This window comes from Candidatus Thiosymbion oneisti (assembly GCF_900092655.1).
Classification (GTDB): Bacteria; Pseudomonadota; Gammaproteobacteria; order Chromatiales; family Chromatiaceae; genus Thiosymbion; species Thiosymbion oneisti.
Genome location: NZ_FLUY01001256.1, coordinates 1 through 10,447 on the forward strand (window position 1 = coordinate 1; position 10,447 = coordinate 10,447).

Genomic DNA, 10,447 nt, shown 5'->3' on the forward strand with positions numbered 1-10,447 from the left:
GCCGCTATGCCCCCTCTCCCGCCGGGAGAGGGTTGGGGAGAGGGGATCAAAAAGATGAACCGCTCTACTTTAACACTTATGAATTTACCACTACCGATCGTTTGTTAATTGAGAACAACCCCTAGCAATATCGATCGAAACTAGGTACTAGTTCTATACGGCTTTATATCCGCAGATTACGCAGATTTTCACAGATTAAAAATGAAATAATCTGCGGAAATCTGCGTAATCTGCGGATTCAAAATGCGAATTTGCACAGGGATAAAGTACACAGAACAAAGGGTCATAACGCCCTGGCGAGACGAATACCGAGGATGTCGTCCGCTCCATCGGAGGTGAGCCAGTACCGGAACGCCGACCGGAGGAACTGAGGAGGGAAGTCCCAGCCACCGCCGCGAACCACACGCCCGGCACAATTGCCGCCGTTCCCCTGACCCCAAGCACTGCCGTCGGACGGGGCACCCTGGTAGTTCTTGTGCCAGCAATCCTGGGTCCACTCATAGACATTGCCGGCGGTCTCATGGAGCCCCCAGGGATTGGCCGGCAGACTGCCGGCCGGGACCGTCTGTCCTTGCCACATCCCGGTCTTGGCCCCACAGCCGTTGTAGTCCTCGTTGCCGTTGTAGTTGGCCTGGTCGGTGTGGATACAGTCACCGGTCCAGAAGAGGGTCGAGGTGCCGGCCCGGGCGGCATACTCCCACTCGGCCTCGGTAGGCAAGCGGTAGCTCTGGCCGGTCTGATCACTCAACCAGGCCGCATATGCCGTGGCGTCCTGCCAAGAGACATCGATCACCGGCCGCTGGCCCCGTCCCCAACCCGCATCGTCCGGCCTTTTACGTCCCGTGGCCATAGCGAAGCGTTCGTACTGATCGAAGGTGACCTCGGTCTGGCCCATGGCAAAGCGGCGCAGCGTCACCCCATGGACCGGTCCCTCGTCGCCACCGTACCCGGTCTCGCTGGCAGGGGAGCCCATCCAGAAGCTACCGCCGGGGATGACAACCATTGCCGGCCCCTGCGACCCGTCCTTGAGGGTATCGTGGAAGACCGACAGAGGGACAAACGAATTCTTCTCAGGCTCCGAGGCCGGTGATACCAGGGGTGCCGGCGTCTCAGTCCGAGATGAAGTTGGCGCAGTGCCGCTTGGAACAGGCTTATCCCCTGGGCCAAACAGGACAATACCCCCAACCAACGTCCCGATTACAGCCAACCCGGCTATGCCAATCCACCGTCGGGTCGAGACTGGTTGCTTTGGAGCATTTGTTGCGGACCCTGGACCCGGTGGCGGAGACGGATCAGACGATGGCGAGGGCGATTCGGCGGTCTTAGGAGTGTCTGCCGGCGGTTCTTGAAGAATGTGTGGTATAGGTTCTGGGTCCAGTGTTGAAGGCAGATCGGGCTCAGGCGTTGGGGGCGGGCCACCGATTTTGGCAATGCCCGCCAGCAGATCCCGAAACGCAGCAGAGTCCCGAGTGCCTGTCCAGCCCACCAGGCTGCGGGTGTGGACATTGTAGAATTTCAGGGGCAGCTTGATGTCCCCATCGATTCGTATGGAGACGAATTTTCCCTGATCTTTCGCCCAAGCCGATTCGGCGCGCACCCACTCGGAGGTCACCGAGTGTTGCGACCAAACAGTGACGACACACCGCACCTTTTCCAGCGTGCTCTCGATGAGCTCGTCGAAGGATTCGCCGGCGCAGATCTTCAAGTCCCACCAGACCTCATAGCCCTCGGCGGTCAGGGCATCCACCAAGGGCTTTACCCGCCGGCGGTCCTGTTGTGAGTAGCTGATGAAGATGTCGGCCATGTCTGTACAAATCCTGTTCCTCGTTCTCTCGCCCGGCGGACGTGGATCAAATCAGGAAGGATAACCCTATGGCAACTCAAGGTGATCGGTAACCACATCCTCCCATCCGCAGATTACCCAGATTCCCACAATGCCATCAGGTCAGCTACCGGGGCTTCGGGGCCACCGAATGGTAATCACAGCTGAAACAAGCTGTTGGCAGACAAATAAATCGGAGCAATCGGGTAATCTACCGGACTTTTTGGAGTGCGCCGGCAAGGCGCTGCGGCCTGATCGACCCGCGGCGGTGTGCACTCCACGTGCGGTATCTGCTCAAGGATCGGTGGTGCGGCATTTCCTACGCAGCGCGGCGACGGCGCTTTGGTTTTTGGGCGGTCCGAGTATCTAGTACAGTCGAACTAGTCCCGACACAGGAGGGATCTTTTCCCTCCGGACAACGCCAAATCATTCAGGACCGCTTCGCCCGCTTATATTCCTGCAGGGCCTTGGGCATCAGGCGCTTGAGCGCGGCAATTCTTGTCTTGTCGAGGGGGTGGGTGCTGAGGAACTCCAAAGGCTTACCGCCACGCTTGCGGCCATACTCCGCAAAGCGTTGCCAAAAGGCGACGGCCTGCCGCGGATCGTAACCGGCCCGCGCCATATAGAGCAGACCTACATGATCGGCCTCCAGCTCCTGTTTGCGTGAGTAGGGGAGCGCAACACCGACCGTGGTCCCGAGGCTGTAGGCCTGCATGACCATGTCGTGCGTAGCCTTGTTCTGCCCCAGCGCACCGGACAGTACCAAGCCCCCCATGTCGATCAGCGTGGATTGAGACATGCGTTCCGCGCCATGACGGGCGGTGACGTGGGCGATCTCGTGGGCAATGACGGTGGCGAGCCCGGCCTCGTTCTTGGTGACCGGAAGTATGCCGGTATAGACCCCGACCTTCCCCCCGGGCAGGGCAAAGGCATTGGCGCTGTCCGAGTCCTTGAACAGCACGAACTCCCACTGGGCGTGTGGCACCTTCGCCACCGCAGCGATCCGCTTTCCGACCCGCTGTAGCCGCTTCGCTTGAGATCCCGAGGTGACGATAGGCTTCTTGCGTTTCATTTCTCGAAACGCTTGAAATCCGAGCTTGGTCTCCTGGGCCGAGTCGATAAGGATGAGCTGGGAGCGGCCGGTCTCCGGTGCCGTCGCGCAGGCGGTCAGGGCCGCGACCGCAACCGCGGTCACCAGAAAAACAAATCGCTTTGAGACATGCATTGTCCTGTTCTCTCCTCATTGATCAGCGATTTAAAAATCGGCACATTGGGAGTAAGCTGTGTCTGGCGCGGGCGATGTGACTGCCCAGCAGGGGTCGGGACGATTTCAAGCGCTGGCGCGAGGGTTGCATCGGGGCGTCGAGGATGGTCGGCCATGACATCGGTGTCAGCGATCGCATGCTCGATCCGGAGCAGCCAGCAACCTTGGACGAGTACCTGACCGGAAGACGCTATTTAGCTAAAAAAGTTACCGCGATTTTATTATGTACGACTACAAATTCCGTCACAAAGACCCTTCCTTCAAGGATACCAGACATTTCCCCCGTAAGATGCTTCTACTCGCTGCCGGGCTCGCGCTCGTGGCCGGGGTCCTGTACGGAATCATTTCCCAGGGGCCAGCCCGGCACAGCGGATCGGAAGTATCGGAAACGGACTCGGACATCATCCCACTGTCGCTACCCCCCTACACCGGGCCGAAAGAAAACACTCGCCCCATCGACTCCGCTTCCACTTCCCGGCAGAGATCCTGACGGAAGGTCCTCAAAATCCGGTACATGCTAAGGCCATGGCAAGGACTGCATAGATTCCCAGTACGGGAGAGCGGACTTTCCGGTCCAAGTGCTTAAACGCAGCTTCCCGATCTACGACTTACGCGGACGGCAAGTGATATTCTGGCGGATGTCGGGCCCCCAATAGAGGGTCCCGAGTAGCTTCATGTCTCCGCACTGCTCCGGAGGTCCGAACCGAGGTCGTTACTAGCGGTCTTATCCGAGGCGACGGCTTTCCGAGCCGGATCTTTTCTATCTCCGGTCTGTTCCTTTCCTTCACTTTGATTCAGCAACGGGGAAGTTTGATGTTCGTCTATCCGCACCAGCTCTCCGTTGATCTCCGCGCCTTCCGGCACCTGGAGCCTGCTATAATGGACTTTGCCCTCGATGCGCGCCCCCGATTTCAACTCGGCACGGTACGCGGCCCGAACGTCGCCTCTGATGGTGCCATCGAGCACAACATGCGCAACGTCGACGTTACCCTCGATTACACCGGACGGTCCAAGGGTCAAAGCACACCCATCCGACGACTGTTCTTTGATGTCGCCTACCACCTTTCCATCAATGTGCAGCGCGCCGACGAAGTGAACTTTCCCCACGATCTCGGTACCCTCGCCAACGATCGAGCTATAAGCCGGTGGTTGCTGTCTCTTATTTCTCATTGGCATTTTCCCGCCCTTGTGATTGTTCCAAAGCCCGAAAAGTTACGAAATGGGGTTAGATGTCAGATCCCAGGCAGGCCGCCGCCTACCCCTCTCACTCGAGGCTCCAGGGAAAGATCTCGCTAACCGGGTTCATCTTGTCGGTTTCAGGTTTGACCTCGACAATCAGCTTTTCCGGTTCGAAGTCATCGGGCACTTTGACAGAACCCTGAACGTTCTGAAAATGTTTGAATTTCATCCTGTGACGCAACCGGTCGTAGCCTACCAGCTTGTCGAGAGATAGATCCTTCCCCTCGCCGTTACGCTTGCCGATAACCTGTACCTCGATCTCCCCGGTAGACTCACCGAAGCCCTGGACAAGCTGCCGGAGGGTGAAGCTGTATCGGAACTCACCCGGTGTGCCCATCGCTTCCACCTTAAAATCTTTCAGCTGCAGAATCCCTCCGCCGCCTTCCTGGACCAAACGCCGGAGGAGAGATACCTCCTTCTCCAGTGTCAGCCGTTCATCCTGCGCCTCTTTTATCTGCTTCGATAGGTTGCGATTGACCTCACGATCGATCTGTTGTAATTGCTTTAAGAAGAGGTTTCGCTCTTTCAAATCTGAGACCTGCGCGGCAAGCGCGTCGCACTCGTCGCACTTACCCTCAGCCGCGCGCATATACTCGCCCAACGGCTTTAGCATCCCGACTCCAGTCTGTCTCCCTACGAAAAAGGCCCCGATAACCACAGCTGCAAGTGCCACCAAGATCAACAGGACGAAGGCCACCCGTGCAGCACTACTGGCCGGTTGGACGATCTTGGGGGTAACGATACCTCTATGTTGGCCCATAACGCCGATCCTCAGGGTAGCAAAGCGGCGCCCGTCAGCGCCGTGGATTCATCCCAACCAAACATCAGGTTCATGTTCTGAATGGCCTGACCGGCAGCCCCCTTGACGAGGTTGTCAATTACCGACTGTACCACAACTGTGCCGCTGCCCAATGGCTCGGTGACGGCGAGCCGGCAGTGATTGCTACCCCGCACCGATCGGGTCTCCGGGTGCGATCCGGCGGGCAGCACATCGACAAAGGGTTCCGCCGCGTAGCGTCCCTCGAACAGGGCCTGGAGATCCACCCCGGAATTGCCGAGGCGGGCGTATAGCGTCGCTTCGATACCCCGGATCATGGGAATCAGATGAGGAACGAAGGTCAACCGCAGCTCACCCTTCATAAAGGACTTGAGATGCTGGAAAATCTCGGGCAGATGGCGGTGTCCACCCACCGCATAGGCCCTGAAGCTCTCGCCTACTTCGGCCATCAGCATCCCCACATCAGCCGTGCGACCGGCCCCGCTGACCCCGGATTTGGCGTCCGCCACCAGCCAACCGGGGTCCACCAACCCCGCCTCCAGCAATGGTAGAAAACCAAGGAGGACCGCGGTCGGGTAGCAGCCCGGATTGGCAACCAGGCGCGCCGACCGGATCGCATCGCGATTGATCTCAGGCAGACCATAGACGGCCTCCTGGAGGAGATCGGGACAGGCATGGGGCATACCGTACCAACGCTCCCATAATGCGCTGTCTTTGAGCCGGAAATCCGCGGCGAGATCGATGACGCGCGTCCCCCGTGCCAGGAGCTCCGGTGCCAGCCTCATGGCGGTCCCGTTGGGGGTCGCGAAAAATACCAGGTCGCATTCGGACAGTAAGGACAAATCCGGCTCGGTAAACAGCAAATCCACCTGCCCGCGCAGATGCATGAACAGCTCCGCCACTGGCGTGCCGGCCTCCGCCCGCGATGTGATCGCCGCCAGCGAGACCTGTGAATGGCCCATCAGAATGCGCAGCAGCTCCGACCCCGTGTAACCGGTACCACCGACAATACCGACCCTGATCATACCGCGGTTTACCCTGCACGAATCAAGGCACGACCGCATGGCCGGGCGGTCGTGACCAGGGAACAGAGAAGAAAAAAGCGGCAACCGCCGCTTTGCACAAAAAGAGTTACCACTTTTTTGTTATCGTTATCTGCTGAAGACCGGTGTGCACCGATCATCCATTACCCTGGGGACTGTAACGGTGTTTTGAAATGCGGGTCAGGAGCAACTGCCGGCCGACCCGCAGGTCCCGCAGCCGCCGCCCATGGAAGGGAGGTTGTTGAACACGAAACTGGCATTGCCGTCGCCGCGATCGACGAAATCGATCTCGACACCCCGTAAATACTGGAGTGTACCCTCGTCGACGATGAGCTTGAACCCACCGACGGCAAGGACACCGTCGTTGTCATTGACGCTGTCGGTGAAAGTCATGCCGAAGCTGATGCCGCTACATCCGCCTGGGTTTGCGAACACACGCACGCCCTGGATGGCGTCGTCGACCTGAGAAAAGAGCTCGCCTATCTTGTCTTGGGCGAGCATGGTCAAGGAGAGGTCTTGCTCGGTGAGGGCCGCCAACATTGGATCATCTCCGAAAATCTTGCATTGACTTCCCATCCTAGCAGAAAGAGCACAGCTTTCTCACCCTTTTTATGCTCTTCGTCATTGACAAGCGTCCCAGCAAGCCGATGCCGATTTCAGTGCCGGACACCTCGATCAGCCCGCAACAGCGCTATGCGAGACTGACCGCTTGCGTAAAATCGCGGCTCATGACGGTATTCGGAACGCCCGGACCCACTCCTCGGTTCAGCCTGGACCAGACCCGCCGGCACTGGCTGATGCGGAAAGTCGGTGACCGCGATCATATCTCCATCATCTCGAAGTCATCCTTGCCGGCACCGCACTCCGGACATTTCCAGCTCATGGGTATGTCGTCCCACTTGGTCCCCGGAGCGATACCTTCATCCGGCAAGCCCTTTTCCTCATCGTAGACGAAGCCGCAAGTAACACACATGTAGGTCTTCATGGATAGATCCTTCGGTCTAGTGCCTAGTTTCGACTAATATTGCAAATTCATGGCATTGATGATAGCTCTTGATACCGCCGGTATGGAGGATGTCCTGGAGGTTTATCGGCATCCGTATGACCCCAGACGCTCGGTGGTCTGTCTTGATGAGCAGCCACTCCAGTTGATCGGGGAGACGCGTTGGCCCCTTCGCAGAGCTGGGTCAGCCATGTTGCTATGATGTTAAGAGTACGAACGCTTGGGAACCGCAGTCAACTGCATAATCACCGAACCCTTGGGCGGACGACGTAAGGTCTGTGTGCGTGCGACCAAAACCGCGATCGACCTGGCCCAGGAAGTCAAGACGTTGCTCGATGTCGATGTTGGAGATTTACTACACGCTCAAGCATGGCAGTTGGTTGGACAGCGCCGAAATCGAGCGCAGCGTGTTCACCAAGCAATGCCTGAACCGCTGCATCCCCGAGCTGGAAACACTCCGCCGCGAGGCAACCGCTTGGGCTGAGCAGCGCAATGCTGAGCAGGTCGGTGTTGATTGGCAGTTCACTACCCAAGATGCCTGCACCAAGCTCAAGCGACTCCACCCGCAATATAAGTCGAAATGAGGTAGGCAGGCACCAGTTGAGTCCTCCCGTACCTAAAATTCGTTGCCGCGCCGCACACCAGTAACAGGAGAGCTTGCTGCCGCAGCGGCCACTTTTGCAGTACCTGTTAGCCCAGGATCTGCCCCAGGAACTCCTTGGTACGATCGTGTCGTGGATTGCGGAAAAAAGTGTCCGGTTCCGCACTCTCGACGATGCGACCCTCGTCCATGAAAATCATACGGTCGGCGACCGTGCGGGCAAAACCCATCTCGTGAGTAACGCAGAGCATGGTCATGCCCTCTTCGGCGAGCTCGATCATAACGTCGAGCACCTCTTTAATCATTTCGGGATCAAGGGCCGAGGTAGGCTCGTCGAACAACATGATGCGCGGACTCATACACAGACTGCGGGCGATTGCGACCCGCTGCTGTTGACCGCCTGAAAGCTGGCCGGGGTATTTATCGGCTTGCTCGGGAATCCGTACCCGCTCCAGGTATTTGAGCGCCGTCTGCTCGGCCTCCGGGCGTGACTGTTTGCGCACCCAGATCGGAGCCAGGGTGCAGTTCTCGAGCACCGTGAGGTGCGAGAACAGGTTGAAATGCTGAAAGACCATGCCGACTTCGCGGCGCACCCGCTCGATGTTGCGCAAATTCTCGCCGAGCTCGATGCCGTCGACGGTGATCTGTCCCTGCTGGTAGGTCTCGAGACGGTTGATGCAGCGAATCAGCGTCGATTTTCCGGAACCCGACGGACCGCAGATGACGATGCGCTGTCCCTTGTCGACGCGCAGATCGATGTCCTTGAGAACATGGAAGGCTCCAAACCACTTGTTGAGGCCCCGGATATCGACCATCGGAGCATTCGTGGATGCAGGATCTTCATGGGCCATGGGTGACGCGTCCAAGTGATGTTGGGGAAATGCCGAAACCGGCGATATCTGCCGCCTCAATGCCTATGGTCAGTATGCAGCGCACGTTCCAGGGCTTGACTGTAACGGGAAATGCTGAAGCAGAACGCCCAGAAGACAAAGCCCGCGAAGAGATAGCCCTCGGTGGAATAGCCCAGCCATTCCGGGTCGTTGAAGGCCTGCTGGACCTTGCCGAGCAGATCGAACAGACCGATGATCAGGACCAGGGTCGTATCCTTGAACAAGGCGATGAAGGTATTGACGATGCCGGGGATCACGAGCTTCAGGGCCTGGGGCAGGATGACCAGGCCCATGGTCTGCCAATAGCCCAGCCCTAGGGCCTTGGCCGCCTCATATTGGCCCTTCGGGATCGCCTGGAGCCCTCCGCGCACCACCTCGGCTATGTATGCCGATTGGAACAACACAATACCGATCATGGCGCGCAACAGCTTGTCGGGATTGAAACCCTCTGGAAAGAACAACGGCAGCATGACCGAGGCCATGAACAGCACGGTGATCAGCGGCACGCCACGCCAGAGCTCGATATAGGTCACGCAGGCGGCGCGGATGACTGGCAGGTCCGAGCGTCGCCCCAGCGCGAGCAGGATACCGAAGGGAAGCGAGAGAACAATGCCGACTACCGCCAGGATCAGGGTCAGCATCAGCCCGCCCCACTGGTGGGTCTCGACCACCGGCAGTTCCAATAGTCCCCCATAGAAGAGCACGTAGGCGACGACGGGATAAACGACTACCAGGAGCACCGCCAAGATGCGTTTGTAGGGCACTCGGCGCAGCATGAGCGGGACCAACAGAAACACGAACAGCAACAGGCCGAGATTGACGCGCCACTGCTGGTCCGCGGGATAGGCACCGTAAAGGAACTGGTTAAGGCGAACGCGGACAAAGACCCAGCAGGCCCCACCGCTGGTGCATTGGTCACGGCTGTTACCGACCCAATCGGCATCGATGACGGCCCATTGAATAAAGGGCGGGATGCCGATCCAGAGCAGATAAAGGGCGAGCAGGGTCAGCACGGAATCGACCGGACCCGAGAGCAGGTTTGCACGGACCCATGTGAGGGGGGCCAAGTAGCAGTGGAAAGGTGGCGTGTTGGTAGAGAGGTGCCTAGGTCCCGTTGACATTTGGGGTTACTGCGTTGATTTTGCAAGCAATTCAGAGAATGGCCGGTTTTTCGGGAAAGATATTCGTCTCACCGATTTGAATCGGACCCCCGACCAGGGATTTTTTTAGCGTCACGGGATGGTGGGTATGGAAACCCGTGAATTCGGTCTTGCCGTGATAGATGTAGTCATCACCGTCATGGCTGACATCGAAATAGAGGAGGCTGATGGAGTAGACCTTCTTGAGATTGGTGTACGGCTCGCCCGTCTTTAGGGTCTCGACGATGGTCTTGGCCGTGCCGTAGGCCAGGCGCCTAAGGTAGGACATTTCCGAGAGATATTGCACCTCGACGATGATCCGTTCGTCGTCGTCGGTCTTAGCTAGGAGATCCACCCGATTGTATTTATCACGGTCGTCATGTCGGTTGCTCTCACTCTCCAGCATGTCGAGGATGACCACCGGCCTTCCGAACAGGGCCGTCAGAAAACCCTCCAGCACATCGAAATTGGCCTTGTCACGCAGGATGGTCTTGATGGCCCAATCAAAGGTGACGATCTTGCGGCCGGTTTTCTTCACGTTGTTGTCCTCTCTTACAGAAATATACTGCCACACGGTACAATTTGCGCATTTCACTCCCTCTCCCTCCGGGAGAGGGCCGGGGTGAGGGGGAAATTCAAAAGCTCGGATTGTGCCGTGTGGCAGTATA

At 58.1% G+C, this 10,447-nt stretch carries 11 protein-coding genes; 1 reads left to right on the forward strand and 10 read right to left on the reverse strand.

What is annotated here, in order from left to right:
• Window positions 1-283: 283 nt before the first annotated feature.
• The 7 genes from BQ17_RS13000 to BQ17_RS13035 all read right to left on the reverse strand — a co-directional run bounded on the left by BQ17_RS13000 (window position 284) and on the right by BQ17_RS13035 (window position 7,131).
• Window positions 284-1,804 (reverse strand): SUMF1/EgtB/PvdO family nonheme iron enzyme, encoded by a 1,521-nt coding sequence (locus tag BQ17_RS13000; RefSeq protein WP_089727730.1) that lies wholly within the window; start codon window positions 1,802-1,804, stop codon window positions 284-286.
• A 448-nt stretch (window positions 1,805-2,252) separates the two neighbouring features.
• Complete coding sequence (locus tag BQ17_RS13005; RefSeq protein ID WP_089727732.1) at window positions 2,253-3,047, reverse strand: M48 family metallopeptidase; 795 nt, start codon at window positions 3,045-3,047, stop codon at window positions 2,253-2,255.
• A 711-nt stretch (window positions 3,048-3,758) separates the two neighbouring features.
• On the reverse strand, window positions 3,759-4,256 hold the full coding sequence (locus tag BQ17_RS13015) for a bactofilin family protein (RefSeq protein WP_176722415.1): 498 nt from the start codon (window positions 4,254-4,256) through the stop codon (window positions 3,759-3,761).
• Between the two features lie 94 nt (window positions 4,257-4,350).
• Window positions 4,351-5,022, reverse strand: coding sequence for a DUF6776 family protein (locus tag BQ17_RS13020; RefSeq protein WP_141699264.1), 672 nt, complete (start codon window positions 5,020-5,022; stop codon window positions 4,351-4,353).
• A gap of 74 nt (window positions 5,023-5,096) precedes the next feature.
• The gene (argC, locus tag BQ17_RS13025) at window positions 5,097-6,128 is read right to left on the reverse strand and encodes an N-acetyl-gamma-glutamyl-phosphate reductase (protein WP_089727740.1); all 1,032 of its coding nucleotides are present in this window, start codon (window positions 6,126-6,128) and stop codon (window positions 5,097-5,099) included.
• Between the two features lie 198 nt (window positions 6,129-6,326).
• Window positions 6,327-6,686: a HesB/IscA family protein gene (locus BQ17_RS13030; RefSeq protein WP_089727742.1), complete on the reverse strand. Its 360-nt coding sequence runs from the start codon at window positions 6,684-6,686 to the stop codon at window positions 6,327-6,329.
• A gap of 280 nt (window positions 6,687-6,966) precedes the next feature.
• Complete coding sequence (locus BQ17_RS13035; RefSeq protein ID WP_089727743.1) at window positions 6,967-7,131, reverse strand: rubredoxin; 165 nt, start codon at window positions 7,129-7,131, stop codon at window positions 6,967-6,969.
• Between the two features lie 353 nt (window positions 7,132-7,484).
• On the opposite strand from BQ17_RS13035, the gene BQ17_RS20770 reads away from it, so the two are divergent.
• Window positions 7,485-7,733 (forward strand): hypothetical protein, encoded by a 249-nt coding sequence (locus BQ17_RS20770; RefSeq protein ID WP_141699265.1) that lies wholly within the window; start codon window positions 7,485-7,487, stop codon window positions 7,731-7,733.
• A gap of 106 nt (window positions 7,734-7,839) precedes the next feature.
• Here the strand turns inward: BQ17_RS20770 and BQ17_RS13045 are convergent, their stop codons facing one another.
• From BQ17_RS13045 to BQ17_RS13055, 3 genes are read right to left on the reverse strand one after another with little or no spacing between them, the layout of a single operon-like run.
• On the reverse strand, window positions 7,840-8,601 hold the full coding sequence (locus BQ17_RS13045; RefSeq protein WP_439645671.1) for an amino acid ABC transporter ATP-binding protein: 762 nt from the start codon (window positions 8,599-8,601) through the stop codon (window positions 7,840-7,842).
• A 56-nt stretch (window positions 8,602-8,657) separates the two neighbouring features.
• The gene (locus BQ17_RS13050) at window positions 8,658-9,761 is read right to left on the reverse strand and encodes an amino acid ABC transporter permease (protein ID WP_089727747.1); all 1,104 of its coding nucleotides are present in this window, start codon (window positions 9,759-9,761) and stop codon (window positions 8,658-8,660) included.
• A gap of 31 nt (window positions 9,762-9,792) precedes the next feature.
• The gene (locus BQ17_RS13055) at window positions 9,793-10,317 is read right to left on the reverse strand and encodes a PD-(D/E)XK nuclease family transposase (RefSeq protein WP_176722416.1); all 525 of its coding nucleotides are present in this window, start codon (window positions 10,315-10,317) and stop codon (window positions 9,793-9,795) included.
• Between the last annotated feature and the right edge of the window lie 130 nt (window positions 10,318-10,447).

Coding starts and splice junctions, on each gene's coding strand:
- argC (WP_089727740.1), bottom strand. CDS start 6,128: ATGATCAGGGTCGGTATTGTCGGTGGTACCGGTTACACGGGGTCGGAG.
- BQ17_RS13005 (WP_089727732.1), bottom strand. CDS start 3,047: ATGCATGTCTCAAAGCGATTTGTTTTTCTGGTGACCGCGGTTGCGGTC.
- BQ17_RS13030 (WP_089727742.1), bottom strand. CDS start 6,686: ATGTTGGCGGCCCTCACCGAGCAAGACCTCTCCTTGACCATGCTCGCC.
- BQ17_RS20770 (WP_141699265.1), top strand. CDS start 7,485: ATGTCGATGTTGGAGATTTACTACACGCTCAAGCATGGCAGTTGGTTG.
- BQ17_RS13000 (WP_089727730.1), bottom strand. CDS start 1,804: ATGGCCGACATCTTCATCAGCTACTCACAACAGGACCGCCGGCGGGTA.
- BQ17_RS13045 (WP_439645671.1), bottom strand. CDS start 8,601: ATGGCCCATGAAGATCCTGCATCCACGAATGCTCCGATGGTCGATATC.
- BQ17_RS13015 (WP_176722415.1), bottom strand. CDS start 4,256: ATGAGAAATAAGAGACAGCAACCACCGGCTTATAGCTCGATCGTTGGC.
- BQ17_RS13050 (WP_089727747.1), bottom strand. CDS start 9,761: ATGTCAACGGGACCTAGGCACCTCTCTACCAACACGCCACCTTTCCAC.
- BQ17_RS13035 (WP_089727743.1), bottom strand. CDS start 7,131: ATGAAGACCTACATGTGTGTTACTTGCGGCTTCGTCTACGATGAGGAA.